Here is a 25,038-nt window from a genome sequence, read left to right as displayed (position 1 = left end):
CCGACGCCCCGCCCCCACGGGGCGTCCCGGTTCAGGAGCAGCATTGGCACAGCAGGAGAGGTTCGACTGGTGGGCCGCGAAGCCCGTCGGCCGCACCGTGGTCCGCCAGGCGGCGAAGAAGCGCCCGGCCGTACCCGCAGCCCGCCAGGCACCAGTACCCGTGTCGCTGCCCGTGCCGGTGCCGGTGCCGGTGCCGCCCCCACCCGCGCAGAAGCCCGTGCCCACGCCCACGCCCGTGCTGCCGTCGGTGGACGCGGCCGAGGTCTACCGCAGCGTCCAGGCCAGCGACGCGTTCCAGGACATCCGGCGCAGCTACCGAGGCTTCGTCTTCCCCGCCACCGCGGCCTTCCTCGGCTGGTACCTGCTCTACCTCGGCGCGCAGGCGGCCGCACCCGGGCTGATGCGCTACCGGCTGTCCGGCCCGCTGAACGTCGCCTGGCTGGTCGGGCTGCTCCAGTTCGCCTCGACCTTCCTGCTGACCTGGCTCTACGCCCGCAATGCCCGTACCAAGCGCGACCGCGCCGCCCTCGGGCTGCGCTGGGACACCCAGGACCAACTCCGATGACGCACTCGATCCTCCTCCCGCCCCCCGACGCCCAGCTCGTCGGCCAGCCCCTCGTGCCGTCCGTGCACCCCGCCCCCGCCACCCAGCTGGTGCCGGTGACGACGGGTCAGCACCACAGCCTCGCGGTGGCGCTGTTCGCCGTGGTCGTCCTGGTCACCCTCGCGATCACCCTCTGGGTCGGCCGCCGGGGCCAGGCCGCCGAGGACTTCTACGCCGGCGGGCGCGGCTTCACCCCGCTGCAGAACGGCTTCGCCCTCTCCGGCGACTACCTCTCGGCCGCCTCCTTCCTCGGCGTGACCGGCCTGATCGCGCTGTACGGCTACGACGGCGTGCTCTACAGCATCGGCTTCCTGGTCGCCTGGCTGGTGGTGCTGATGCTGGTCGCCGAGCTCGTCCGCAACTCCGGCCGGTACACCCTGGCCGACGTGCTGGCGCTGCGGATGCGCGAGCGCCCGCTGCGCGCGGCGGCGGGCAGCGCCAGCGTGGTCGTCACGCTGCTCTACCTGATCGCGCAGATGGTCGGCGCGGGCAGTCTGGTCACGCTGCTGCTGGGCACCAACGGCGGCGAGGCGAAGACCTGGACGATCGTCGGAGTCGGCGCACTGATGATCATCTATGTGACGGTCGGCGGGATGAAGGCCACCACCTGGATCCAGATCGTCAAGGCCTTCGTGCTGATCGTCGGCGCGGTGCTGCTCACGGTGCTGGTGCTGGCCCGCTTCCACGGCAATCTCGCCGAGCTGATGCGCTCGGCCGCCGCAGGCAGCGGCAAGGGCCAGGCGTACCTGGAGCCGGGCCTCAAGTACGGGGCGAGCTTCACCAGCCGGCTCGACTTCTTCAGCCTCGGCCTCGGTCTGGTGCTCGGCACCGCCGGGCTGCCGCACATCCTCTCCCGCTTCTACACCGTGCCCACCGCCAGGGCCGCCCGGCGCTCCACGATGTGGGCGATCGGCATGATCGGCGGGTTCTACCTGATGGCGATCGTGCTCGGCCTCGGCGCGACCGCGCTGGTCGGCGCCAAGGCCGTGAAGGCCGCCAACCCGGCGGGCAACACCGCCGTCCCGCTGCTGGCGCTCGATCTCGGCGGCGGCGCGGGCAGCACCGTCGGCGTGGTGCTCTTCGCACTGATCTCCGCGATCGCCTTCGCCACCATCCTCGCGGTGGTCGCCGGGCTCACCCTGGCCGCCTCCGCCGCCTTCGCCCACGACCTGTACGCCCGCGCCTGGCGCCGCGTCGGCCGCCGGGAGCCGACGGAGCGCGAGGAGCTGGTCGTCGCCCGCTCGGCCGCCGTGGTGATCGGCGCGCTGGCGATCGTGCTCAGCCTCTTCGCCCAGCAGCTGAACACCGCCTTCCTGGTCGGCCTGGCCTTCGCCGTCGCCGCCTCCGCCAATCTCCCGACGCTGCTCTACAGCCTGTTCTGGAGCCGCTTCACCACCCGGGGCGCGGTCTGGTCGGTGTACGGCGGCCTCGTCCCGGCCGTGCTGCTGGTGGTCTTCTCCACCGTCGTCTCCGGCGCGAAGACCTCGATCTTCCCCGGCGTCGACTTCCACTGGTTCCCGCTGGAGAACCCCGGCCTGGTCTCCATCCCGCTCGGCTTCCTGGCCGGCTGGGTCGGCACCGTCACCTCGCAGGAGACGGCCGACCCGGACAAGTACGCCGAGCTGGAGGTCCGTTCGCTCACGGGCGCCGGGGCCGCCTGACCGCGAAGCCCCCGGGCGCGATGGGGGACCACGCCCGGGGGTGTCTCGACGGCCGGTCAGCCGGCCTTCTTCACGAACTCGTCGGTGTAGGTCTTCGACAGGTCGACGGTGTGGCCCTTCACCGTCGGGTCGAAGGCCGAGAGCACGTTCAGCACGGTCTGCGGGCCGTCCGGGGGCATCAGGCCGTCGGGGGAGTACATGCCCTTCTCGTTCTCCAGCGCCTTCACGTACGAGTCCTTGCCGACGCCCGCGTAGTAGTCGGCGGGCATCTGCTCGGTGATCTCGGCGGGGGAGTGGGCCTGGATCCACTTCAGCGTCTTGACGAAGACGTTGGCCAGCTTCTGCACGGCCTCCGGGTTCTTCTGCGCGTACGCCGTGGTCAGGTAGAGGCAGGACGACGGGTACGTGCCGCCGAGCGCGGCCTTGGCCCCCGCCACCGTCCGCATGTCGATCAGCGGCTGGGCCAGGCCCTTCTGCTGGAGCATCGAGATCGTCGGCTCGGTGGTCATCCCGGCGTCGATCTGCTTGTTCTGCATCGCCGCGACGAAGGTCGAGCCCGCGCCGACCGCGATCGAGGTAGCCGCGCCGGGGGCCAGGCCGTTCTTCTCCTCCAGGTACTGCGTCAGGAAGTTGGTGGAGGAGCCGAGGCCCGTCACCCCGAGGTGCCGGCCCTTGAAGTCGGCGGGCGACTTGACGCTGTCGGCCAGGTCGGTGCGGACCATCTCGACCTCGCCGGGGGCCTGGAGCAGCTGCACCACGGACTCGGTGGACTTGCCCTTCGACTGCAGGTCGATGGTGTGGTCGTAGAAACCGACCACTGCGTCGACCTGGCCGGCCAGCATCGCCGTCTCGGCGTCCACCCCGGCGGGCTCGTCGGAGAGCTGGGCGTCGATGCCCTGCTCCTTGAAGTAGCCGAGGCCCTTGGCCAGCATCACCGGCAGGTAGATCTGCTTGTTGAGCCCGCCGACCATGATCTTGACGGTGATGTCGCCGGAGTCGTTCTTCGCGGCGGTCTTCGCGGTGCTCCCGCCGCCGCAGGCGCTGAGGGAGAGGGCGAGGGCGGTGGCGGCCGCCACGGCGACGGCGGATCTCTTGACCAGCGACATTGCTGGGCTCCTTGACTGGGTGGAGGGGTGGGGGTGGGTGTGCGGGTGGTAGGTCAGATCTGGGCGGCGTGGCTGCCCGACTGGGCGGGGCGCCAGCGCAGCACGCGCTTCTCGAAGAGCGTCACCAACCACTCGGCGAGCAGCGCGAGGACGGCGATGACGACCGTGCCGGCGTAGATGCCGTCCGCGTTGAAGGAGCCCTGGGCCTGGGCGATCAACTGCCCGAGGCCGTACTGCGCGCCGAGGATCTCGCCGACGATCGCGCCGATCAGGGCGAAGCCGAAGGCCGAGTGCAGCGAGGCGATGATCCAGGTCATCGCGGAGGGCAGCACCACCTGCGTGGTGACCCTCCACTGGGAGGCGCCCAGGATGCGGGCGTTGGAGATCAGGTTCTGGTCGACCTCGCGGGTGCCCTGGAAGGCGTTGAAGAAGACCGAGAAGAAGACCAGCACGGTGGCCAGCGCGATTTTCCCGGACGGGCCGAGCCCGAACCAGATGATGAAGACCGAGCCGAGCACGATCCGGGGGATCGAGTTCGCCGCCTTGATGAACGGCGCCGCGACGTCGGCCAGCACCCGGACCCGGCCGAGCGAGACCCCGAGCACCACCCCGGCCGCCGTGCCGAGCAGGAAGCCGAAGACGGTCTCCTGCATCGTCACGCCGATGTTGCGCCAGATCGAGCCCGTCGCGGTGCCCTCGGTGAACCACACCCGAAGCTGCTCGGCGACGCCGCCCGGTGAGCCGTAGGTGAAGGTGTCCAGCCAGCCCTGGTCGGCGCCGAACTGCCAGCCGCCGAGCACCAGCGCGATCAGCGCCAGCTGCGCCAGCAGCACCAGCGACCGGCGCCGGCGCAGCCGCGCCCTGGCGGCCCGGATCAGGGCGTCCTCGTCCAGTGGCACGGGGGTGCTCTCCAGAGTGGTCGGGGTCGGCGTCTTCGGGGTCAGGACGGCGGTCATCAGGCGGCTCCTGCCGTGCGGGCGTACGCGAGCTGCACCTCGTCGCGCAGGCTGGTCCAGATCTGCTCGTACAGCTCGACGAAGCGCGGGTGGAAGCGGATCTCCTGCACCTTGCGCGGGCGGGGCAGATCGATGTGGAAGGTGTCCTTGACGGTGGCCGGGCCGACCGTGAGCACCACCACCTTGTCGGCCAGCGCGATCGCCTCCTCCAGGTCGTGGGTGACGAAGACGACCGCCGGGCGGGTCAGCTCCCAGAGGGCCAGCAGCTCGTCCTGGACGATCTGCCGGGTCTGCACGTCCAGCGCCGAGAAGGGCTCGTCCATCAGCAGGATCTCGGGCTCGTTGATCAGCGTCTGGGCCAGCGCCACACGCTTGCGCATGCCGCCGGAGAGCTGGTGCGGCAGCCGGTCCTCGAAGCCGGACAGGCCGACCCGGCGCAGCCAGTCGCGGGCCTTCTCCAGTGCCTCCTGCCTCCCGAGGCCCCGGAAGACGGGCCCGGCCGCGACGTTGTCCAGCACCGACTTCCACGGGAAGACCGCGTCGGTCTGGAACATGAAGCCGACCCGGGGGTCGATGCCGGTGACCGGTTCGCCGTGGATCAGCGTCTGCCCGGCGCTGGCCGGCTCCAGGCCGGAGATCAGCGAGAGGGTGGTCGACTTGCCGCAGCCGGTCGGGCCGACCACGGCGCAGAACTCGCCGGGCGCGACCGTCATGCTCAGCTCCCGCATGGCGGTGTAGACCCCGCCGGAGGGGGTGCGGAACCGCTTGGTCGCCGCGCGCAGCTCGATCGCGGGGGTCGCGCCGTCGGGTGTCTCGTCCACTTGGGTAGCACCGCCTTCAGGGGGTGGACTGTTTCGGTGGCGTGAAGGTAGGCCCGGCGGCACCGGGCGCGGGAGTCTTGCGCGCATTGCGTGGGTTCACCGCGTTGCGCATGGTTCTGCTCGTTCTGCGCACGGTCACGGGGGTGGGCAAAACCCTCCTCACCAGGCACAATCGCCAGCCAGGCAGGCAGGAGGTGCATGACATGGTCGGACGGGGCCGGAAGCTCTCGACCCGGATCGTCACCGGTCAGCTGGTGATCCTGGCGATCACCAGCGCGATCGGCTTCGTGCTGCTCGCCTACGCCCAGAAGGCCCAGCTGGACCGCGACTACGAACAGCGGGCCCTCGCGATCGCCCGGACGGCCGCCGCCGATCCGCAGATCCAGGGCGCCATGGAGTACGGCGGGGGCGGCGACATCGTCCAGACCCTCTCCGACCGGATCAAGACCGACTCGCTCGCCTCGTACGTCGTGGTGATCGACCTGGCGGGAGTCCGGCACTCGCACCCGATCCCCGAGCTGATCGGCAAACCCGTCGAGGAGACCCCACCGGACGGCCGCAGCTCGGTCCGGATCGACCACGGCGCGACCGGCACCTCAGCCAACGGCAAGGCCCCCCTGCGCGGGCCGACCGGCGCACTCGTCGGCGAGGTCTCCGTCGGCATCGCCGAGCGGGACGTGCTCGGCCAGCTCCGCCGCGAACTCTCCACCTTCGGCCTCTACCTGGGCAGCGCCCTCGCCGTCGGCCTGATCGTCAGCTACGTGCTGGCGCGGCGGCTCAAGCGGACCACCTTCGGGCTCGAACTGGAGGAGATCGCCGGGCTGCTCCAGGACCGCGAGGCGATGCTGCACGGCATCAGGGAGGGCGTGCTCGCCTTCGACCCGCAGGGCAGGATCACCGTCGTCAACGACGAGGCCCGGCGCCTCCTCGGCCTCGGCACCGCGCTCGGCGCCCGGCTCGACCAGCTGCTGCCCGACGGGCGGCTGCGCCGGGCCCTGGACGGCAGCCTGACCGGAGTCGACCTCACCGTGCTGACCGACAGCCACTGCCTCGCCGTCAACCGGATGCCCGTCGCGCTGCGCGGCCGCGAGCTCGGCGCCGTCGTCACCGTCCGCGACCGGACCGAACTCGTCGGCCTGCTCCGCGAGCTGGACTCCGTCCGAGGGCTCACCGACGCACTCCGGGCCCAGCAGCACGAATTCGCCAACCGGCTGCACACCCTCGCCGGGCTGCTCGAACTCGGCGAGCACGAGGCCGCGTTGGAGTACGCCGTCGAGCTGGGCAGCAGCGAACCGGCGCTCACCGAGAGCATCCGGACACTGATCGCCAACCCACTGATGGTCGGTCTGATCGTCGCCAAGACGGCCGTCGCCGCCGAACGCGGCGTCCGCGTCCTGCTCGACGAGGGCTCCCGACTCGGCGAGCAGCCCGGCCACCTGCGGCGGCTGCTCACCATCGTCGGCAACCTGCTGGACAACGCCGTGGAGGCGGCGGGCGAGCAGGGCGTCGTACGGCTCTCGCTGGTCGAGCGCCCCGACGCGGTCACCCTGCGGGTCGCCGACTCCGGCCCCGGCGTCCCGGCGGACGCCCGCGAGTCGATCTTCGAGGACGGCTGGTCCACCCGGCCCGAACGCGGCACCGCCCGGCGCGGGCTCGGCCTCGCCCTCGTCCACCGGCTGGTGCAGCGGCACGGCGGCACCGTCACGGTCAGCGAGGGGCCCGGCGCCGTCTTCACCGTGACCCTGCCACTGCCCGACGACGACCCGGCGCCGCTCGGCTCGGTCTTCACCGTCGTACCGGACGTGCTGACAGGGGCGGGCCTGTGATCCGGACCCTGGTGGTGGACGACGACTTCCGGGTGAGTGCCATCCACGCCGCGTACGTCGGCCGGGTGCCCGGCTTCGAGGTGGTCGGCCAGGCCGGCTCGGTGGCGGCAGCGGCCGAGGCCGTCCGACTCCTCGCCCCCGACCTGCTGCTGCTCGACGTCTACCTCCCCGACGGCAGCGGTCTGGAGCTGCTGCGACAGCTGCTCGCCGAGCTCCCGGAGCGCCCCGACGCGCTGATGATCACCGCCGCCCGGGACATCGCCTCGGTGCGGGCCGCCATGCAGCTCGGTGCCACCGGCTACCTGGTGAAGCCCTTCGGATTCGCCGCCCTCCAGGACCGGCTGGGCGCCTACCGCGAACTGCGGGAACGCGTCGCCGCCCTCGACCCCGTCGCCGAGAACGGCCAGACCGAGGTGGACGCCCTCTTCAGCGCCGCCCGCCCCACCGCCGCCCCCGCACTCCCCGCCAAGGGCCACTCGGCCCCGACCCTCGCCCTCGTCCTGGCGGCCGTCCGCTCCCGTGGCGGAGCCCTCTCCGCCACCCGGATCGCCGAACAGACCGGCATCTCCCGGGCCACCGCCCAGCGCTACCTCTCCTACCTGGAACGCGAGGGCCTGGTCCACCTGGAGCTCCGCTACGGGGCGACCGGTCGCCCGGAACACCGGTACCGCCCCGCGTAGTTGCGTCTACGCATCCGGCGCCCCCAGTGGTCAACGTTTCAGCGGATGGCGAGGACGTCCATCCGGACGGGGTTGCCCGGGGTCTTGCCGCAGCTTTCGGGGCGGGCGGGTTCGCTCGGGGCGGCCGCGATGTCGGCCTCCCAGCGGCGGCCGTCCCGGTGGGTGACCTCGACGCGCCAGCGGCCTTCGCCGGCCGGGTGCTGAGCAAGCGTCAGGGCGTCCGCCGAGGTCTCCCCGGTGAGGAGGCGGACGGCCTGCTCGGCGGCCTGCGCGGGGCGGTCCCAGTACGAGCGCCCCCGCGACCACTCGGGTGCGGTCTGCCCGGCGGCCGTCGCCGCGAGGATCTCCTTCGCGGTGGCCTCGGTCAGCCTGCCGTACGCATAGCCGTAGGGGAGGACCAGCATGGTCGGGGAGAAGCGGTGCCCGCCGAGGTGGGTGACCTCCCAGACCTCGCTGTGGCCGGCCGCCGTGAGGTCCGCCGCGAGCGGGCGGCCGAGCAGGGCGCAGCAGCGGTCGCGCCGCCCGTTGGTGCACACCAGCGCGATCGGGCCGCCGACGTGCGGCGTGCCCAACTCCCCGTGCGAGCCCGCCCCGAGGGCGGCGAAGTCCAGGGTCAGCAGCTCGGCAGGGTCGGTGACGGTCAGCCGCCGCACCCAGGACCGCCCGGGGGCGGTGTGGCCGACGATCACGGTGTGCGAGCTGGGCCCGGCGTCGTCGGCGTGCCGCCCGGGGCGGCGGATCAGCGCGATCCGCACGCCCGTCCCGTCGCACGCGGCGTCCAGGGCCCGGCCCACGGCCGCGTCGAGATGGCTCTCGGTCAGGGCCTTGGCCCCCCACGGCCCGGCCTGCTCGATCAGCAGCCAGGTCGTGGCGGTCGCGGCAGTGGCGGCGAGGGGCTCGGCGAGCTCGTTGGACAGCGCAGTACAGGTGTTCACCTGCAAAACCCTACCGACGACGGCAACCGCCAGGAGGCGCGAGGAACTGCGCGAGGTAGCAGGCGCTGTGCTCACCAGGCTCGCCGAACTTGCACTACCCAGGGGTGCGAGGAACTGCGCGCTGCGGAAGGCACCGGACCGCTGCTCCCGATTTCGCGCAGTTCCCCGCGCCCCTGGGGCCGTGCATGGCCGGGGGCCACCCCTTACGCGGGCCCGGCGACCGCCGCGATGGTGCCGGTCACCGGCGTGCCCGAGCCGTCGCGGCGCGGGTCGCGCTCCGGCAGGGTGACGGGTGAGCCGTTGGCGGCCGCCGCGCGGGCGGGGGCCGCGCCGGCCCAGGCGAAGAGGAGGACGTCCTCGCCGCGCAGGAAGCGCTGGCAGCGGACACCGCCGGTGGCCCGGCCCTTGCGGGGGTACTGCTCGAAGGGGGTGACCTTCCAGCTGGTGTGCTGCTCTCCCGCCAGGGTGCCCGCAGTGCCCGCGACGGAGACCACGACCGCGTCGGCCGCCGGATCGACGGCGGTGAAGGAGAGCACCTTTGCGCCGTCGGTGAGCTTGATGCCCGCCATGCCACCCGCCGGGCGGCCCTGCGGCCGCACCTGCCCGGCCGGATAGCGCAGCAGCTGGGCGTCGGAGGCGACGAAGACCAGATCCTCCTCGCCGGTGCGCAGCTCGACCGCGCCGACCAACCGGTCGCCGTCCTTGAGCGCGATCACCTCGAACTCGTCCTTGTTGGCGGGCCATTCGGGCACCACCCGCTTGACCACGCCCTGCTCGGTGCCGAGCGCCAGGCCGGGGGAGGACTCGTCCAGGGTGGTCAGGGCGATCGCCTGCTCGCCGTCCTCCAACCGCAGGAACTCCGAGACGGGGGCGCCGCCGGAGAGCGAGGGGGACGGGGTCGGCGGCAGGCCGGGCAGATCGATGACAGGCAGCCGCAACACCCGGCCCGCCGTCGTCACGACACCCACGTCCGCGCGAGCGGTGGCCGGCACCGCAGACATGATCACATCGTGCTTGGCACGGCTCTCGGAGACCTCGAACGGCTCGCCGTCCCCCGTCCGGGCCAGCAGCCCGGTCGAGGAGAGCAGCACCCGGCACGGGTCGTCCGCGACCTCCAGCGGCACCGACAGCGCCGCGCTCGGCGCCGAACCGGCCTCCAGCAGCACCGTGCGCCGCTCGGTGCCGAACTGCTTCGACACCGCCGCGAGTTCACCCGAGACGACGGACCGCAGCCGACTGTCGGACTCCAAGATCTCGGTGAGCTCGGTGATCTCGCCGTTGAGCTTGCTCTGCTCGTCCTCCAGCTCGACCCGGTCGAAGCGGGTGAGCCGCCGCAGCGGGGTGTCCAGGATGTACGAGGTCTGCGTCTCGGACAGCGAGAAGCGCTCGATCAGCCGCTCCTTGGCCTGCGTCGCGTTGTCGCTGGAGCGGATGATCGCGATGACCTCGTCGATGTCGACGAGCGCGATCAGCAGGCCCTCGACCAGGTGCAGCCGCTCCTGGCGCTTCCTGCGGCGGAACTCGCTGCGCCGCCGCACCACCGTGAAGCGGTGGTCGACGTAGACCTCCAGCAGCTCCTTCAGCCCCAGCGTCAGCGGCTGGCCGTCGACCAGCGCGACGTTGTTGATGCCGAAGGTCTCCTCCATCGGCGTCAGCTTGTAGAGCTGCTCCAGCAGGGCCTCCGGCACGAAGCCGTTCTTCACCTCGATGACGAGGCGCAGCCCGTGCGCGCGGTCGGTCAGGTCCTTGACGTCGGCGATGCCCTGGAGCTTCTTCGCGCCGACCAGGTCCTTGATCTTCGCGATCACCTTCTCCGGGCCGACGGTGTACGGCAGTTCGGTGACGACGATGCCCTTGCGGCGGGCCGTCACCGACTCCACCGAGGCCGTCGCGCGGATCTTGAACGTGCCGCGCCCGTTCTCGTACGCGTCCCGGATGCCCGTCAGGCCCACGATCCGGCCACCCGTCGGCAGGTCCGGGCCGGGGACGAAACGCATCAGGGTGTCGAGATCGGCATCCGGGTGCTTGATCAGGTGCCGAGCAGCCGCGACCACCTCGGTGAGGTTGTGCGGCGGCATGTTCGTCGCCATGCCGACGGCGATCCCCGAGGTGCCGTTGACCAGCAGGTTCGGGAAGGCGGCGGGGAGCACGGTGGGCTCCTGCTCGCTGCCGTCGTAGTTCGCGCCGAAGTCGACGGTGTCCTCGTGGATCGACTCGACCAGCGACATCGAGGCGGCAGTCAGCCGCGACTCGGTGTACCGCATCGCGGCCGGCGGGTCGTCGTTGCCGAGCGAGCCGAAGTTGCCGTGCCCGTCGATCAGCGGCAGCCGCATCGAGAACGGCTGCGCCATCCGGACCACGGAGTCGTAGATCGAGGCGTCACCGTGCGGGTGCAGACGACCCATCACCTCGCCGACCACACGGGCGCACTTCACGTGCGCCCGGTCCGGACGCAGGCCCATCTCGTTGGCCTGGTACAGGATGCGGCGGTGCACGGGCTTCAAGCCGTCCCGCGCGTCGGGCAGCGCGCGGGAGTAGATCACCGAGTAGGCGTACTCGAGGAAGGAGCCCTGCATCTCGTCCACCACGTCGACATCGAGGATGCGCTCCTCGAAATCTCCGGGCGGCGGGGTGGGCGAACTGCGGCGGGCCATCGCGGCGGGGCTCCCTTACGTCTGTCTGCTTCTGTCGCTGGCGGTAACTGCTGATCCGGCTAACTGCTGAATGGGCGCTGGGGTACGGCGACCCCCATTGTGGACCCTCGCACAGACAGTCACCGCCCAGGGCCCTGCCCGCCCCACCTCCCGCCTCACCTCCCGTCCCCACTTCCGCCCGTGGCGAACGCGGCTCCCGCGCGGACACATACCGGCACCCCGCGCGTTGGACCACAATGAGGACCGCAACGTCAGTGAGCCAGTCAGCCGAAGAACGGGAAGACCCTGCTTCCCGGAAAGGACCGGAAACCGCATGGCCAACCCGGCCCCCGCCACCACCCGAGGTCTCGCCATCACCGAGCACCGCCTGGCCAACGGCCTGCGCGTGGTGCTCTCCGAGGACCACCTCACCCCGGTCACCGCTGTCTGTCTCTGGTACGACGTCGGCTCGCGCCACGAGGTGAAGGGCCGCACCGGCCTCGCCCACCTCTTCGAGCACCTGATGTTCCAGGGCTCGGCCAACGTCTCCAACAACGGCCACTTCGAGCTGGTCCAGGCCGCGGGCGGTTCGCTCAACGGCACCACCAGCTTCGAGCGCACCAACTACTTCGAGACCATGCCCGCCCACCAGTTGGAGCTCGCGCTCTGGCTGGAGGCGGACCGGATGGGCTCGCTGCTCGCCGCGCTCGACGACGCGTCCATGGAGAACCAGCGCGACGTCGTCAAGAACGAGCGCCGCCAGCGCTACGACAACGTCCCGTACGGCACCGCCTTCGAGAAGCTCGTCGCGCTCGCCTTCCCCGAAGGCCACCCGTACCACCACACCCCGATCGGCTCGATGGCCGACCTGGACGCCGCGACGCTGGAGGACGCCCGAGCGTTCTTCCGCACCTACTACGCGCCCAACAACGCCGTGCTCTCGATCGTCGGCGACCTCGACCCGGCCGAGACCATCGCCTGGGTCGAGAAGTACTTCGGCAGCATCCCCTCGCACGACGGCAAGCAGCCCCCGCGCGACGGCGCACTGCCCGGCATCATGGGCGCCGAGGCCCGCGAGCTGGTCCAGGAGGACGTCCCCTCCCGCGCCCTGATGGCCGCCTACCGCCTCCCGCAGGACGGCACCCGCCAGGCCGACGCCGCCGACCTCGCGCTGACGATCCTCGGCTCCGGCGAGTCCAGCCGCCTCTACAACCGGCTCGTCCGGCACGACCGCACCGCCGTCACGGCCGGCTTCGGCCTGCTGCGGCTCGCCGGAGCGCCCTCGCTCGGCTGGCTCGACGCCAAGACCTCCGGCGAGGCCACCATCGAGCAGATCGAGACAGCCGTCGAGGAGGAGCTGACCCGCTTCGCCACCGAAGGCCCCACCGCCGAGGAGCTCGAGCGCGCCCAGGCGCAGATCGAGCGCGAGTGGCTCGACCGGCTGACCACGGTCGCCGGCCGGGCCGACGAACTCTGCCGGTTCGCCGTCCTGTTCGGAGACCCGCAGCTGGTCAACACCGCCCTCGACCGCGTCCTCGACGTCACCGCCGACGAGGTCAAGGCCGTCGCCGCCGCCTGCCTGCGGCCCGACAACCGGGCCGTCCTGGTGTACGAGCCGACCACCACCGACGACGAGACCGAGGAGGACGCGGCATGACCGACGTGACCCCCACCATGACCTTCCACCCGCAGCCCACCCCCGGCACCCCGGCGCCCTGGGCCTTCCCCGCCCCCGAGCGCGGCACCATCGCCAACGGCCTCACCGTGCTGCACTGCCACCGCCCCGGCCAACAGCTGGTCGCCGTCGACATCCACCTCGACGCACCGCTCGCCGCCGAACCCGAGGGCCTCGACGGCATCGCCAACATCCTGGCCCGCGCGCTCAACGAAGGCACCGACACCCTCGACGCCGAACAGTTCGCCGCCGAGCTCGAGCGGGCCGGCGCCACCCTGGACGCCAACGCCGACCACCCCGGCATCCGCGTCTCGCTGGAGGTGCCCGCCTCCCGCCTGGAGCGCGGCCTCACCCTGCTCGCCGACGCCCTGCGCGCCCCCGCCTTCCCCGAGGACGAGATCGAGCGGCTGGTCGCCAACCGCCTCGACGAGATCGTCCACGAGGCCGCCAACCCGGCCCGCCGCGCCGCCAAGGCCTTCTACGCCGGCCTCTTCGACGCCGCCGACCGCCTCTCCCGCCCCCGCAACGGCAGCGCCGAGACGGTCAAGAACATCACCCGCGCGGCCGTCCAGGAGTTCTACGCCGCACACCTGCGCCCCGGCACCGCCACCGCCGTCGTGGTCGGCGACCTCACCGGCGTAGACCTCCCCGCACTGCTGGAGTCGACCCTCGGCCGCTGGACGGCCGAGCCCACCGCCGCCGGCGTGCACGCGCCCGTCACCGCCGACGACCACGCCCGCGTCATCATCGTCGACCGGCCCGGCTCCGTGCAGACCCAGCTGCTCATCGGCCGCCTCGGCCCGGACCGCCACGACCCCGCCTGGGCAGCCCAACTGCTCGGCACGTACTGCCTCGGCGGCACCCTCACCTCCCGGCTCGACCGCGTGCTGCGCGAGGAGAAGGGCTACACCTACGGCGTCCGGGCGTTCGCCCAGCCGCTGCGCTCCAACCCCGACGGCTCCGGCCGCGCCCTGATGGCAATCAGCGGCTCGGTCGACACCGCCTCGACCGCCCCCGCGCTGGCCGACACCTGGACGATCCTGCGCACCCTCGCCGCCGAGGGCCTCACCGACGCCGAGCGCGACGAGGCGGTGCAGTTCCTGGTCGGGGTCGCCCCGCTCAAGTACGAGACCGCCGGGTCCGTCGCCTCCACCCTGGCCGACCAGGTCGAGCAGCACCTGCCCGACGACTTCCAGGCCGAGATCTACAAGCAGCTCTCCACCCTCGACACCGCCTCCGCCACCGAGGCCGTCGTCGCGGCATTCCCGCCCGACCGCCTGGTCACCGTGCTGGTCGGCGACGCCTCGGTCATCGCCGAGCCGATCAAGGAGCTCGGCATCGGCGAGGTCACCGTCATCAGCTGAACCGATTCGAAGCGGGAGGCCCGACGGAGCCGTTGACGCTCCGTCGGGCCTCCCGCTTTTTATTCTGTTGCCCCCCGATCGGCGACTGTGGGTAGATGTCACCAGTCGCCGGCCAGGCGCACAACACACGGAGAGGAGGCGGTCAACATGCGGGTCGAGCCAGCCACCAGGCGCAGGCGCTCCTCGCGACCGCTCACCCTCCGACGCCGTACCGCCTGAGTACCGCGCACCCCTGATCTCCCCCGAGCCACGCCGGAAGCTTCGCGTGGCAGTCCTCCGCCGGGCCTCACCCGCCTAGGCTAGAAACCAGCCGACCCTTGGAGGTCGTTCAGTCATGTCGTACACCGAAGTTCCGGGCATCCGGGTACCGATCAGGATGTGGACCGACCCGGCCACGGTCGAGAGCCAGGCCATGGACCAGCTGCGCAACATCAGCTCGCTGCCCTGGCTGCACGGCCTCGCCGTGATGCCGGACGTGCACCTGGGCAAGGGTGCGACGGTCGGTTCCGTCATCGCGATGAAGGGCGCCGTCTGCCCCGCCGCCGTCGGCGTCGACATCGGCTGCGGGATGAGCGCCGTCAAGACCTCGCTCACCGCCGCCGACCTGCCCGACGACCTCTCCCGGCTGCGCTCGAAGATCGAGCAGATCATCCCGGTCGGCGGTGGGATGCACTCCGACCCGGTCGACCCGCGCAAGCTCCACGGCTTCGCCACGGCGGGCTGGGACGACTTCTGGGAGCGTTTCGACGGCGTCGCGCACGAGGTGAAGTGGCGGCGTGAGCGGGCCATGCAGCAGATGGGAACACTAGGCCGAGGCAACCACTTCATTGAAACTTGTACAGATTCTATGGGTGCCGTCTGGCTGATGCTGCACTCCGGTTCGCGCAACATCGGCAAGGAGCTGGCCGAGCACCACATGGGCGTGGCCCGCTCGCTCCCGCACAACCAGGGCCTGGTCGACCGCGACCTCGCGGTCTTCATCTCGGACACCCCGCAGATGGCGGCCTACCGCCAGGACCTGTTCTGGGCACAGGAGTACGCCAAGAACAACCGCGCGATCATGATGGCGCTCTTCCAGGACATCGTCCGGCGCGAGTTCCCGAAGGCGAAGGTCACCTTCGAGCCGGTGATCAGCTGCCACCACAACTACGTCTCCGAGGAGCAGTACGACGGCGTCGACCTGCTGGTGACCCGTAAGGGCGCGATCAAGGCCGGCTCGGGCGACTACGGGATCATTCCGGGTTCGATGGGCACCGGTTCGTACATCGTCCGCGGCTTGGGCAACGAGGCGGCTTTCAACTCGGCCTCGCACGGCGCCGGACGGAAGATGAGCCGGACGGCTGCGAAGAAGCGTTTCACTGCCGATGACCTGGCGGAGCAGACCAAGGGCGTGGAGTGCCGCAAGGACAGCGGCGTGGTGGACGAGATCCCGGGTGCGTACAAGTCGATCGAGCGGGTCATGGCTCAGCAGACCGACCTGGTCGAGGTGGTCGCCCACCTCAAGCAGGTCATCTGCGTGAAGGGTTGAGGTCAGGCCAGGGTGCGCGGGGTGCGCGCTCTGGCCTTCTTCGGTCCGACGAGCCGCCAGTGCCGCGTCTGGTAACTGCTCAGGGACCGGTCCAGTTGGGAAGCTGCCGCTGTGAGATCAGTAGCAGCGAGCAAGGCCTCGTCCTCCTCGGTGGTCCACGTCCTCCGCCTGACCTTCTGCATGTCTGGAGGGCGTACCCAGCTCGCAAGGCGCTCGGCGGCTTCTCGCTTTCGGGTCAGTGCCAGGCGGCCTGGCGTGTAGAGGTCGCGAGCAAGGGTCACCGCCTCTTCGCGGGTGAACACGATGTTGAAGATGTTGTCGCGTCGGTTTCGCCTCAGCGTGCGAGGAGAGCCGGTCAGCTGATCGGCGTAGCGGCAGAAGTAACTCGCCAGGGCTTCGCTTGCGGTGGTGAATCCGACGAACGGCAGCGACTCGGCGGTGAGGCCCAGTGAGCCGTCGGCATCGATCAGGCCGCGGAGGTAGTCGCGGCTCGAGTGGGGCACCACCGGCGGGGCAACGATGGTGGACTTTCGGCCGGTTGGCAGCCCGAGTGTGCAGAGGGTCTCCCTGAACTCTCGCGCGCAGACCGTCCAGGTCACAGAGGTGTGCTCGGTCGCGAAGTTGGTGGTGCGCGTCCGGTACCTAATGCTGCTGTTGTACGGGCAGAGGCGCTGGAACTCTTCAAGGAGTGGCGCATCGCGGGCGGAGAGTTCTACGGCGAGACTGCCCTTGTTCCCGGGGCCCTGGCGGAGGTGTCCGTCGGCTTGGATGAAGCCGAACATGTAGGCGTGCTCAGGGTTCTCAAGGCTGAAGCTGTTCATGTCGCCCAGCGTGGGCCGCCCGCGATCCCGGCATGCAGGGATGTTGAATTAGATCATCCGTTTACGTGGTTTGGCTAAAGTCGAAATGTCCGATTCCACGATCACCCGGCGGCCAGGCGGAAGTTGAGGCTGCCGAAGGCGACCTGGTCGCCGGGGTGGACGCGGACGGCGCCGATGACGCGGAGGCCGTTGACGTGGGTGCCGTTGGTGGAGCCGAGGTCGCGTAGGACCCAGCCGCCGGTGTCGTGGCGGAGTTCGGCGTGGGAGCGGGAGACCGAGCAGTCGCCGAGGCGTAGGTCGGAGCCTTCGATGCGGCCGATCCGGACGGGCCGCATGCCCGGGGCGGGGAGCAGCAGGCCGGGGAGCTGTTCCGTCCGCCAGGTGTTGCGGAGTCGGGCGGTGAAGGCGGAGACCTGGCCGACTGTCCGCAGCACCAGGCGGGAGATCCGGCGGTCGGCGGGCAGGTCGAAGAGTGCGGCGTCCAGCTCGGCTCGGCTGCGGGCGGTGAGGACGAGCTCCATCCGGCCGATGAAGGTGTCGTGGGACAGCCTGCCGCTGCCCAGGTTCTCGCGCAGTGCGACGAGTGCCCGGTCCCGGTCGGCCTCCGACGGGCGTTCCACTCGCGTCAGGAACTCAGGCGACGTCATGACTCGATTCTCGGCGTCCCGGTGCGGCGGTGTCCAGCTCCCGGGCTCGTGCACCAGAGCTCATGCATCGGGGCTCATGCCGGGCCCCGGTCGCGGTCCCGGACGAGGTAGCCGAGTTGGAAGCGGCTGGTGGCTCCGAGCTGGTCCATGATTTCGGCGATGTGTTTGCGGCAGGTGCGGATGGACATGCCCAGCCGGCGGGCGATCACCTCGTCCTTCAGGCCCTCGGCCAGCAGCCTGACGATGGCCTGCTTGATGTCCTCGGACATCCCGGCGCCGCGTCGGACGGGTGTGTACGGCTCGGCCACCGACCAGGCGAGGTCGAAGGCCCGGCAGAGGAAGGCGACGGTGGAGGGCTCCCGGACGATCACCGCGCCGGTCTGGTCGTCCCGGCAGGGGATGAAGGCGATCTGCCGGTCGAAGGCGACCATCTTGCCGAACAGCTCCGGCAGTGTGCGCACTTCGCCGCCGAGCGCCGTGACGCTCCGGACGTAGCTCTGGGTGGCGGCGCCGGCTCGCGCGGTGTGCTGGTAGAGCGTCCGCTGCCGGACGCCCCGGGCCAGGATCGCCCTGTCCCGGGGCAGTGCCTTGTCCACCAGCTCCTGCGGGCGGTCACCGCCGGGCTGGCAGGTGATCAGTTCGGTGGTGCACCTGGCGCTCCAGTCCTCGATCAGCGCCATCACGGCGTCCAGCGAGGGCTCGACCGTCAGCTGGGAGCTCTCCCGGGGCGGTCGTTCTCCGGCGTAGACCGGCACCAGGCTGATCAGCCGGCTGCGGAACAGCTCGGCCTCGGCCAGCCGGTGGCGCAGCTGGATCTCGGCGGGTGCGATCAGCGAGGCGGCGGCGGACTCCGGGTCTACGGGCACCAGCAGGTCGCCGTCGGGGCCGGGCACCAGCCGCAGCAGGTGCAGTTGGACGAGGGCGTCGGCCCGGCCGTCGACCTCGTCGAGGTCGAGGCCGAGGTCGGCGGCGGCCTTGGGGAGGTCCAACTGCCCGTGCTGGACGGCCCAGCGGTAGAGCGGGACGAGTTCGTCGCAGAGTTCCATCCAGTGCGACGGGCCGTCATTCCAGGCGTTTGCCGGGACAGTTGTGGTCATTTTCCACCCCTCAGCTTGCTGCAGTGCAATTTGGTGTGCCCTCCCCGACCTGGACTGGACAGTACTCGATTGGGAGGCTGGTCCAGCAGGTGAGACCTGCGGCACCGCCGGAGATCCGACGGGCAGGTGAATAGGGGTGAAGAGATGCGAAAGCTTCGAGTGCTGATTGCTGCCGTGGCCGCTCCGGCCGTAGTGGGCGGCCCGGCCGTCGTGGCGCTGACCGCGCCGATCCCTCCGACGTCCGGGGCGTCCCTGGACGACACCCAGTGGGGCTGAACGCTGCCTCGCAGCACCAGATGTGATCCACCATCACGCCGGGCCGATGCCTTGCCCGGTGCGGCCGGTATGCCCACGTACGGCTGCCGGGCCCGCACCCACACCGAAGAAGAGGGATGGTCCATGCTCGTCCTGGGTGTCACGAACAACGATCTCGCGGGAGCCTGCCTCGTCCGGGACGGCGAGGTGGTGGCCGCGGTGAGTGAGGAGCGGTTCACCCGCGTCAAGGACCACAGCATCTGGCCGCAGCGGTCCATCGACTTCGTGCTCGGCGCGGGCGGTGCGGCACTGGCAGATGTCGACCTCGTGGCGTACGGATGGACCGCCGGATTCGACGCGGAGAAGCACTTGTTGCTCTACGTGGACCGGATCGCGGAAGAGGCTCTGCAGCGGCCCGACGCTATTCCCCATCTGCGTAAGCGGATAGCCGACGAACTCCATAACGACAAGGCGAAGCGCGCCGAGTTCGACGAATTCGTGGCGGCGAACGGGCTGCGGCACAGGGTGGCCTACCTGGACCATCACGAGTCGCACGGGCTCGGTGCCTTCCTCTGCTCCCCGTTCGACGAGGCGTTGGTCGTCACCTGTGACGGCCGGGGCGACTACCAGTCCCTGACGGTGGCGCACTACTGGCCCGAGGGCGAGCGGGTGCTCCAGCGGGAGACCTCGATCGACAGCCTCGGCTACTTCTACGGCCGGATCACCAAGCTGCTGGGCTTCCGTCCGAACCGGCACGAGGGCAAGATCACCGGCTTGGCCGCCAACGGCGACGCGGAGCGGGCGCTGCCGCTGATGCGGAAGATGATCGACCACCGGGACGGCGTGATCCGGGCCCACTGCGGCGACTACTACCAGCCCTCCTACCGCGGCTACTCGGACGTGCTGCTGGCCGAGATCGCCGAGTACGAGCCCGCCGACGTGGCAGCTGCGGCCCAGCGGCACGTCGAGGACCTGCTGACGGCGGTCGTCAGGCGCCACATCGGTAGGGTGCCGTCGGGCCAGGTCTGCCTCTCCGGCGGGGTGTTCGCCAACGTCAAGCTCAACCAGCGGATCCTCGAGACCGAGGGCGTCGACAACGTCTACGTGCTGCCCCCGATGGGCGACGGCGGCCTCCCGTTGCAGGCCGCGGCCGTGGCGGAGTACCGGCACAGCGGCGCCCGGCACCGGGTGCCCACGATGGCCCTCGGCCCGGCTGCGACCGTCTCCGAGGCGCAGCTGGCCGAGGCCCTGGGCGACTACCCGACGCTGCGTCGGCTGGAGGCGGGTGACGAGCTGGAGGAGATCCTGCTCCAGGCGCTGGAGGCCAAGCAGGTCATCGGGACGTACCGGGGGCGGATGGAGTTCGGGCCGCGTTCGCTCGGCCGCCGCAGCGTGATCTACAGCACCGATGACCCGACCATGAACGACTGGCTCAACAAGCGCCTCAAGCGCACCGAGTTCATGCCGTTCGCCCCGATCACGGCGGAGGACCTGGCGGCCGGCTCGTACCTCGGCTGGCGACCGGACCACCCGTCGGCGCTCTTCATGACGCTCACCTACGACTGCACCGAGGAGTTCGCCAAGGCCTGCCCCGCGGTGGTGCATGTGGACGGTACCGCCCGCCCGCAGGTCGTCCGCCGGCAGGACGACGAGTTCCTGCACGGGCTGCTGATGGCCTGGCACGGGCGCAGCGGGCAGGCGGCCCTGGTGAACACCTCGTTCAACAAGCACGAGGAGCCGATCGTCGGTTCGCTCACCGATGCCCTCGACCCGCTCCGGGACGGCATCGTCGACCTGTTGCTGGTCGACGACAGGTACCTGGTCTGGAAGGACGACGCGGCCGCTTTCATGCGGCGCCGCAACGGGTGAGCCCCCGCGCCCGTGGGCGGTGCGACTTCCGAGAGGAATCGAGAGGGACAGAGCATGCAGGAGATCGACGGTGTCGTCTTCGACCTGGACGGGGTCCTGATCGACTCCCGGCCGGTGATCGAGGGGGCGTGGCGGGCGGTGGCCGCCCGGCACGGCCGGGTGGTCACGGCGGCGGAGGCCGAACAGCTCGTGCACGGCCGTTCCGGCGCCGAGACGGTGGTGGCGCTCTTCCCGGGGTTGTCGGCCGATGGGCGGGCTGCGGTCTGGGCCGAGGTGGACCGTGTCGAGGAGGAGGCCCGCTATGCCCCGGTCCCCGGCGCCGTCGAGCTGGTCCGGCTGCTGGCGGGGGCCGGGGTGCCGCTGGGGCTGGCGACCAGCAGCTGGACGCGCAAGATCGACAATGCGCTCGGCGGCCTGGGCCTGCTGGAGCTGCTCCCCGTCCGCGTCACCCGGGACGATGTCGACCACGGGAAGCCGCACCCGGCCGCGTATCTGACGGCCGGTCGGCTGCTCGGGGTGCCGCCGGAGCGGGTGCTGGTCTTCGAGGACTCGCTCAGCGGGGTGCACTCCGCCGTCGCGGCGGGTGCGGTCTGTGTGGGCGTGGGCGTCGGCGGCAGTGACCTGCTCGGCGCCGGGGCGGTGGCGCTGACGCCGGACCTCACCGGGCTCGGGCTCGCCCCCGGCGGGCCCGGCCGCGCGCGGCTGACCGGCCTCGACGCCCGGCTCCGGTTGGAGCTGCGCCGTGGCTGAGACGACCGTACGGGCCCGCCCCGAAGCTCCGGCGCTGCCCACGGCCGTCGCGGCCTCCGGCTTCCTGCTGTTCTTCGTGCTGGGCGCGACCACTGCCTCGCTCGGGGCCTCGCTGCCCTTCCTGGCCGATCGCTTCGGCGCGGAGCACCAGGTCGGGCGGGTCGTCACCTGGTACAACCTCGGCGCGCTGCTCTGCGTCGCGCTGATCGGGCTGCTCGGACGCAGGTTGCCGGCGAAGAGCGCGCTCGGCGGGGCGCTGGCGCTCTTCGTGCTGGGCGCGGCGGGCATGGCGGCGAGCGGCTCGTGGACGGCCTTCGCCGTCTCGGCGGCCGTCACCGGGTGCGGGTACGGCGGCGCGGCGCTGCTGCTCAACACCGCCTTCGCGCGCGGCTTCGCGGACGACAGCGTGGTCATGGTGAACCGGCTCAACGCCGTGTTCGGCATCGGCGCGATCCTGGGGCCGCTGGCCATCGGCGCGATCGGCCGGACGAACATCCAGACCTTCCCGCTGATCGCCTGCCTGGCCGCGCTGCCCTGCGCGCTCGCCTACCGCGCCGGGGGAGTCCTGCGGCAGCCGGGCCCGGCCGGGCCGTCCACCGGGGGCGGCCTCGGGCGTCCGCAGCTGGCGGCCTTCCTGGTGCTCGGTCTGCTCTACGCGGGCATGGAGACCAGCATCGGCACCTGGGAGGCGACCCAGCTCGTCCGGGGCGGCTGGAGCGACGGCGCGGCGGTGCAGGCCGTGGCCGGGTTCTGGGGCGGGATAGCCCTCGGGCGGCTGGTCGTCCCGCAGCTGGCCCGCCGGGTGTCGGCCCAGGCGGCGCTGCCGGTCTGCCTGGCGGTGGCGCTGGCCGGGCTGCTGCTCGCCGCCGCCCCGCACGCGGCGCTGCCGGCCTATCCGCTGGTCGGCTTCGCGGTCGCCCCGGTGCTGCCGACGCTGATCGCCTGGATCTCCGGCGTCGCCGCCGTCCCGCAGCGGGTCACCTCGCTGCTCTCGCTGGCCTGCATGCTGGGCAACGCCGTCGTCCCGGCGGTGGTCGGCGCGGCCGTCGGCGCCGGGCGGGCGGAGCTCGTGCCGCTCTCGCTCGCGGCCGTCTGCGTGCTCTGCCTGCTGGCGGCGCTCGCCGTCCGGCGGCTCACAGCAGCCGACTCGCCAGCATGAAGACTGCGGTGCCCGCGACGATGCTGAGCAGCGCGTTGCGCCGCCACAGGTGCAGGGCGGCGGTGACGAGGACGCCGAGCCCGGCCGGGAGGCCGTACGGACTGCTCGTCAGGTCGAGGTCGCGCAGGGTGTGGACGACCAGGATCACCATCACGCCGGTCGGCATGGTGGTGGCGAGGAAGCCGACCAGGCCGGAGTTGCGCAGCCGGCCGAGGACGGCGAACGGCGCCGCCCGCAGGCAGCAGGTGACGGCGAACATGACGAGGAGTCCGGCGAAGAGATAGCCGTCACCGGGCATGGGTGGCTCGCTTCCTGATCAGGTACCGGGTGGTGAGGGCGGCGACGTACAGCCCGAGGGCGACGACCAGCAGCTGGCCCTTCGCCACCGTCAGGGCGGTGAGCGCGCAGAGCAGTGCGATCACCGGGCCGGGGATGTCCCGGGCGGCGCGGTAGCCGTCGACGGCGAGCACCACGAAGAGCGCGGTCAGCGCGAAGTCGAGCCCGTGCAGCCCGGCCGGGAGGGCGGCGCCGACCGCCGCGCCGGTCAGCCCGCCGCCCACCCAGTAGGCCTGGCAGAGGAGCTGGATCGCCAGGATGCGGCTGCTGCTGAGTTCGGCGGCGGTCTTGGTGGCGACGATCGCGTACGCCTCGTCCGTCAGCGCGTAGACGCTGTACGCCCGGCGGAGGCGGCCGTGGACGCGGTGCAGCGGGAAGGAGAGGCCGTAGAAGACGTGGCGGAAGTTGACCAGGAAGGTCGTCACGGCGATCGAGGCGAGCGGGGTGAGGGCGAGGAAGAGGCCGATGGCCAGGAACTCCAGCGAGCCCGCGTAGATCAGCAGCGAGAACAGCGGCGTCCACCACCAGGCGAAGCCGCTCCCGGTGAGCAGCACGCCGAAGGCGAGCCCGAGCGGGAAGAGGCCCATGCCGACGCCCAGGGTGTCCCGGGCGGCCGCGCGTATCGGGTGTGCGGGGTCGTTCGTGGTCGCGGCTGTCGTCATCCGCGCAGCGTAGGCGGCGTGGATGGGTGGGGCAGGTGGATTTCAGCCTGTGAGAATGGCCGGGTGGATTATCAGCAGATCCTTCAGGATGCGATGGCCGCCGCCCGTGCTCTTCCCGCCCGGGGGAGGCCTGCCGACTACATCCCGGCGCTGGCCGAGGCCGATCCGGAGTCCTTCGGGATGGCACTGGCGACGGTCGACGGCGAGCTGTACGGCGCGGGGGACTGGCAGCAGCCGTTCTCGATCCAGAGCATCTCCAAGCTCTTCACCCTCGCGCTGGCCCTCGCGGAAGGTGGCGACCGGCTGTGGCAGCGGGTCGGCCGCGAGCCCTCCGGCAACCCGTTCAACTCCCTGGTGCAGTTGGAGTCCGAGCAGGGCATCCCGCGCAACCCGTTCATCAACGCGGGCGCGCTCGTCGCCACCGACCGGCTGCTGGAGCTGACCGGCGACGCGGCGGGCGCCGTCCGGGAGTTCCTGCGCGCGGAGTCCGGCAACGACCTGATCGTCACCGACGACACCGTCGCCGCCTCCGAGGCCCGGCACGGTCACCGCAACGCCGCGCTGGCCCACTTCATCGCCAGCTACGGCAACCTGCGCAACCCCGTCGACAGCGTGCTGGCGCACTACTACGCCCACTGCGCGATCTCGGCGTCCTGCCGCGACCTGGCCCTGGTGGGCAGGTTCCTCGCCCGTCACGGCTTGCGCAGCGACGGCTCCCGGCTGCTGACCCGCAGCGAGGCCAAGCGGGTGAACGCCGTCCTGCTCACCTGCGGCACCTACGACGCGGCGGGCGATTTCGCCTTCCGCGTCGGCCTCCCCGGCAAGAGCGGCGTCGGCGGCGGCATCCTGGCCGTCCTGCCCGGACGCGGCGCCGTCTGCGTCTGGAGCCCCGGCCTCGATCCCGCCGGCAACTCCGTCCTCGGCGTGGCCGCCCTCGACGCCCTCACCACCGCCACGGGTTGGTCCGTCTTCTGACGCAGCCCGCGCCGGGGCGCCAACCACAAGGGGCGCACGAACTGGGGCGTAAACCACTGGGGGCGCGGGGAACTGCGCGAAATCGGAAGCAACCGTCCGGTGCCTTCCGCATCGCGCAGTCCCCGCGCCCCCAGGTAGTGCAAGTTGGGCGGGCTAGATAGCGACAGCGCCGTAGCCTGCCGCCTTCGCGCAGTTCCCCGCGCCCCTGGGGTTGCGCCTCAGGTACGGCCGGTCAGGCCGCTGCGGGCAGCTCGTCCAGGCCCTCCTGGACGAGCTTGGCGAGGCGGTCCAGGGCCTCGTCGGCGCCGTCTGCGTCGGACGCCAGGACGACTGCGTCGCCGCCTGCGGCGCCGAGGGCGAGCAGGGCCAGCATGGAGGCGGCGTTGACCGGGTTGCCGCCCTCCTTGGCGATGGTGACGGGCACGCCGACGGCCGTCGCCGCGCGGACGAAGACGGAGGCGGGACGGGCGTGCAGGCCCTCGGGCCAACCGATGGTGACGCGGCGCTCAGCCATGAGACGTGCCTTTCAGGTGGTGCTGGGTGGAGCCATGTTGTCTAGACCAGTGTGCCACGCGGACCTGCTGGACACGTCGCCGCGCCCCGGGTCCGGGGCCAAGTACGGTCGAAAGTCCCGCCCCGTCCCACCAGGGAAGACCACCGCCGGGCGCGGCGCAACAC

General features: G+C 71.5%; 23 protein-coding genes. 12 read left to right on the top strand and 11 right to left on the bottom strand.

Annotation, left to right across the window (positions count from 1 at the left end; all coding sequences use genetic code 11):
- Window positions 1–43: 43 nt before the first annotated feature.
- Window positions 44–565 carry a DUF485 domain-containing protein gene (locus ACR68M_RS09280; protein WP_441249967.1) on the top strand — a complete coding sequence of 174 codons (522 nt, stop codon included), beginning with the start codon at window positions 44–46 and terminating at the stop codon, window positions 563–565.
- Window positions 562–2,265, top strand: coding sequence for a solute symporter family protein (locus ACR68M_RS09275; protein ID WP_441249966.1), 1,704 nt, complete (start codon window positions 562–564; stop codon window positions 2,263–2,265). Before ACR68M_RS09280 ends, ACR68M_RS09275 begins: the two co-directional genes overlap by 4 nt.
- A gap of 56 nt (window positions 2,266–2,321) precedes the next feature.
- Here the strand turns inward: ACR68M_RS09275 and ACR68M_RS09270 are convergent, their stop codons facing one another.
- Genes ACR68M_RS09270 through ACR68M_RS09260 form a run of 3 tightly spaced genes read right to left on the bottom strand, consistent with a single transcriptional unit; the run spans window position 2,322 to window position 5,148 of the window.
- Entirely contained in the window at window positions 2,322–3,371 is a 1,050-nt protein-coding gene (locus ACR68M_RS09270; protein WP_441249965.1) for an ABC transporter substrate-binding protein, read from the bottom strand.
- A 53-nt stretch (window positions 3,372–3,424) separates the two neighbouring features.
- Window positions 3,425–4,327: an ABC transporter permease gene (locus ACR68M_RS09265; RefSeq protein ID WP_441249964.1), complete on the bottom strand. Its 903-nt coding sequence runs from the start codon at window positions 4,325–4,327 to the stop codon at window positions 3,425–3,427.
- Entirely contained in the window at window positions 4,327–5,148 is an 822-nt protein-coding gene (locus ACR68M_RS09260) for an ABC transporter ATP-binding protein (RefSeq protein ID WP_441249963.1), read from the bottom strand. Before ACR68M_RS09260 ends, ACR68M_RS09265 begins: the two co-directional genes overlap by 1 nt.
- 203 nt (window positions 5,149–5,351) lie before the next feature.
- Here ACR68M_RS09260 and ACR68M_RS09255 point away from each other — a divergent pair, with 203 nt between their 5' ends.
- A complete protein-coding gene (locus ACR68M_RS09255) occupies window positions 5,352–6,974 on the top strand; it encodes an ATP-binding protein (protein ID WP_441249962.1) in 1,623 nt (540 codons plus the stop codon).
- Window positions 6,971–7,654: a response regulator gene (locus ACR68M_RS09250; protein ID WP_441249961.1), complete on the top strand. Its 684-nt coding sequence runs from the start codon at window positions 6,971–6,973 to the stop codon at window positions 7,652–7,654. Before ACR68M_RS09255 ends, ACR68M_RS09250 begins: the two co-directional genes overlap by 4 nt.
- 38 nt (window positions 7,655–7,692) lie before the next feature.
- On the opposite strand, the gene ACR68M_RS09245 is transcribed toward ACR68M_RS09250, so the two are convergent.
- Both ACR68M_RS09245 and ACR68M_RS09240 read right to left on the bottom strand, forming a co-directional pair.
- Complete coding sequence (locus ACR68M_RS09245; protein WP_441249960.1) at window positions 7,693–8,589, bottom strand: sucrase ferredoxin; 897 nt, start codon at window positions 8,587–8,589, stop codon at window positions 7,693–7,695.
- Window positions 8,590–8,792: 203 nt separating this feature from the next.
- Complete coding sequence (locus tag ACR68M_RS09240) at window positions 8,793–11,243, bottom strand: DNA gyrase/topoisomerase IV subunit A (RefSeq protein ID WP_441249959.1); 2,451 nt, start codon at window positions 11,241–11,243, stop codon at window positions 8,793–8,795.
- Window positions 11,244–11,556: 313 nt separating this feature from the next.
- Between ACR68M_RS09240 and ACR68M_RS09235 the strand changes: the two genes are divergently transcribed.
- The 3 genes from ACR68M_RS09235 to ACR68M_RS09225 all read left to right on the top strand — a co-directional run bounded on the left by ACR68M_RS09235 (window position 11,557) and on the right by ACR68M_RS09225 (window position 15,789).
- The gene (locus ACR68M_RS09235; protein WP_441249958.1) at window positions 11,557–12,879 is read left to right on the top strand and encodes a M16 family metallopeptidase; all 1,323 of its coding nucleotides are present in this window, start codon (window positions 11,557–11,559) and stop codon (window positions 12,877–12,879) included.
- Complete coding sequence (locus tag ACR68M_RS09230) at window positions 12,876–14,261, top strand: M16 family metallopeptidase (RefSeq protein ID WP_441249957.1); 1,386 nt, start codon at window positions 12,876–12,878, stop codon at window positions 14,259–14,261. The genes ACR68M_RS09235 and ACR68M_RS09230 overlap by 4 nt, the downstream gene beginning before the upstream one ends.
- Before the next feature lie 334 nt (window positions 14,262–14,595).
- Window positions 14,596–15,789, top strand: coding sequence for an RtcB family protein (locus tag ACR68M_RS09225; RefSeq protein WP_441249956.1), 1,194 nt, complete (start codon window positions 14,596–14,598; stop codon window positions 15,787–15,789).
- A gap of 2 nt (window positions 15,790–15,791) precedes the next feature.
- Here ACR68M_RS09225 and ACR68M_RS09220 read toward each other — a convergent pair whose 3' ends face one another.
- From ACR68M_RS09220 to ACR68M_RS09210, 3 genes are all read right to left on the bottom strand, one after another.
- Complete coding sequence (locus tag ACR68M_RS09220; RefSeq protein WP_441249955.1) at window positions 15,792–16,610, bottom strand: LAGLIDADG family homing endonuclease; 819 nt, start codon at window positions 16,608–16,610, stop codon at window positions 15,792–15,794.
- A gap of 101 nt (window positions 16,611–16,711) precedes the next feature.
- The gene (locus tag ACR68M_RS09215) at window positions 16,712–17,257 is read right to left on the bottom strand and encodes an FHA domain-containing protein (protein ID WP_441249954.1); all 546 of its coding nucleotides are present in this window, start codon (window positions 17,255–17,257) and stop codon (window positions 16,712–16,714) included.
- Between the two features lie 74 nt (window positions 17,258–17,331).
- On the bottom strand, window positions 17,332–18,354 hold the full coding sequence (locus ACR68M_RS09210) for a LuxR C-terminal-related transcriptional regulator (protein ID WP_441249953.1): 1,023 nt from the start codon (window positions 18,352–18,354) through the stop codon (window positions 17,332–17,334).
- A gap of 144 nt (window positions 18,355–18,498) precedes the next feature.
- Between ACR68M_RS09210 and ACR68M_RS09205 the strand changes: the two genes are divergently transcribed.
- From ACR68M_RS09205 to ACR68M_RS09190, 4 genes are all read left to right on the top strand, one after another.
- Window positions 18,499–18,630, top strand: coding sequence for a hypothetical protein (locus ACR68M_RS09205; protein ID WP_441249952.1), 132 nt, complete (start codon window positions 18,499–18,501; stop codon window positions 18,628–18,630).
- Between the two features lie 123 nt (window positions 18,631–18,753).
- The gene (locus tag ACR68M_RS09200) at window positions 18,754–20,478 is read left to right on the top strand and encodes a carbamoyltransferase C-terminal domain-containing protein (protein ID WP_441249951.1); all 1,725 of its coding nucleotides are present in this window, start codon (window positions 18,754–18,756) and stop codon (window positions 20,476–20,478) included.
- 54 nt (window positions 20,479–20,532) lie between these two features.
- Entirely contained in the window at window positions 20,533–21,228 is a 696-nt protein-coding gene (locus ACR68M_RS09195; protein WP_441249950.1) for an HAD family hydrolase, read from the top strand.
- A complete protein-coding gene (locus tag ACR68M_RS09190; RefSeq protein WP_441249949.1) occupies window positions 21,221–22,387 on the top strand; it encodes an MFS transporter in 1,167 nt (388 codons plus the stop codon). The genes ACR68M_RS09195 and ACR68M_RS09190 overlap by 8 nt, the downstream gene beginning before the upstream one ends.
- On the opposite strand, the gene ACR68M_RS09185 is transcribed toward ACR68M_RS09190, so the two are convergent.
- On the bottom strand, window positions 22,362–22,685 hold the full coding sequence (locus ACR68M_RS09185) for a branched-chain amino acid transporter permease (protein ID WP_441249948.1): 324 nt from the start codon (window positions 22,683–22,685) through the stop codon (window positions 22,362–22,364). The two genes, ACR68M_RS09190 and ACR68M_RS09185, sit on opposite strands and share 26 nt — an antisense overlap.
- On the bottom strand, window positions 22,675–23,385 hold the full coding sequence (locus tag ACR68M_RS09180) for an AzlC family ABC transporter permease (RefSeq protein ID WP_441249947.1): 711 nt from the start codon (window positions 23,383–23,385) through the stop codon (window positions 22,675–22,677). Before ACR68M_RS09180 ends, ACR68M_RS09185 begins: the two co-directional genes overlap by 11 nt.
- Window positions 23,386–23,478: 93 nt before the next feature.
- Here ACR68M_RS09180 and ACR68M_RS09175 point away from each other — a divergent pair, with 93 nt between their 5' ends.
- Complete coding sequence (locus ACR68M_RS09175) at window positions 23,479–24,360, top strand: glutaminase (protein ID WP_441251555.1); 882 nt, start codon at window positions 23,479–23,481, stop codon at window positions 24,358–24,360.
- A gap of 232 nt (window positions 24,361–24,592) precedes the next feature.
- Here the strand turns inward: ACR68M_RS09175 and ACR68M_RS09170 are convergent, their stop codons facing one another.
- Window positions 24,593–24,874, bottom strand: a complete 282-nt coding sequence (locus ACR68M_RS09170) for an HPr family phosphocarrier protein (RefSeq protein WP_441249946.1) — start codon at window positions 24,872–24,874, stop codon at window positions 24,593–24,595.
- Window positions 24,875–25,038 lie beyond the last annotated feature (164 nt).

Source organism: Kitasatospora sp. McL0602, from assembly GCF_052076145.1.
Lineage (GTDB): Bacteria > Actinomycetota > Actinomycetes > Streptomycetales > Streptomycetaceae > Kitasatospora.
This window is presented reverse-complemented; position numbering and strand designations above follow the sequence as displayed.

Bases quoted from the DNA above. Each gene is read 5' to 3' on its own strand.
- ACR68M_RS09275 (WP_441249966.1), top strand. From the start codon at position 562: ATGACGCACTCGATCCTCCTCCCGCCCCCCGACGCCCAGCTCGTCGGC.
- ACR68M_RS09270 (WP_441249965.1), bottom strand. From the start codon at position 3,371: ATGTCGCTGGTCAAGAGATCCGCCGTCGCCGTGGCGGCCGCCACCGCC.
- ACR68M_RS09265 (WP_441249964.1), bottom strand. From the start codon at position 4,327: ATGACCGCCGTCCTGACCCCGAAGACGCCGACCCCGACCACTCTGGAG.
- ACR68M_RS09255 (WP_441249962.1), top strand. From the start codon at position 5,352: ATGGTCGGACGGGGCCGGAAGCTCTCGACCCGGATCGTCACCGGTCAG.
- ACR68M_RS09240 (WP_441249959.1), bottom strand. From the start codon at position 11,243: ATGGCCCGCCGCAGTTCGCCCACCCCGCCGCCCGGAGATTTCGAGGAG.
- ACR68M_RS09235 (WP_441249958.1), top strand. From the start codon at position 11,557: ATGGCCAACCCGGCCCCCGCCACCACCCGAGGTCTCGCCATCACCGAG.
- ACR68M_RS09230 (WP_441249957.1), top strand. From the start codon at position 12,876: ATGACCGACGTGACCCCCACCATGACCTTCCACCCGCAGCCCACCCCC.
- ACR68M_RS09225 (WP_441249956.1), top strand. From the start codon at position 14,596: ATGTCGTACACCGAAGTTCCGGGCATCCGGGTACCGATCAGGATGTGG.
- ACR68M_RS09220 (WP_441249955.1), bottom strand. From the start codon at position 16,610: ATGAACAGCTTCAGCCTTGAGAACCCTGAGCACGCCTACATGTTCGGC.
- ACR68M_RS09215 (WP_441249954.1), bottom strand. From the start codon at position 17,257: ATGACGTCGCCTGAGTTCCTGACGCGAGTGGAACGCCCGTCGGAGGCC.
- ACR68M_RS09210 (WP_441249953.1), bottom strand. From the start codon at position 18,354: ATGACCACAACTGTCCCGGCAAACGCCTGGAATGACGGCCCGTCGCAC.
- ACR68M_RS09205 (WP_441249952.1), top strand. From the start codon at position 18,499: ATGCGAAAGCTTCGAGTGCTGATTGCTGCCGTGGCCGCTCCGGCCGTA.
- ACR68M_RS09200 (WP_441249951.1), top strand. From the start codon at position 18,754: ATGCTCGTCCTGGGTGTCACGAACAACGATCTCGCGGGAGCCTGCCTC.
- ACR68M_RS09195 (WP_441249950.1), top strand. From the start codon at position 20,533: ATGCAGGAGATCGACGGTGTCGTCTTCGACCTGGACGGGGTCCTGATC.
- ACR68M_RS09185 (WP_441249948.1), bottom strand. From the start codon at position 22,685: ATGCCCGGTGACGGCTATCTCTTCGCCGGACTCCTCGTCATGTTCGCC.
- ACR68M_RS09180 (WP_441249947.1), bottom strand. From the start codon at position 23,385: ATGACGACAGCCGCGACCACGAACGACCCCGCACACCCGATACGCGCG.
- ACR68M_RS09175 (WP_441251555.1), top strand. From the start codon at position 23,479: ATGGCCGCCGCCCGTGCTCTTCCCGCCCGGGGGAGGCCTGCCGACTAC.
- ACR68M_RS09170 (WP_441249946.1), bottom strand. From the start codon at position 24,874: ATGGCTGAGCGCCGCGTCACCATCGGTTGGCCCGAGGGCCTGCACGCC.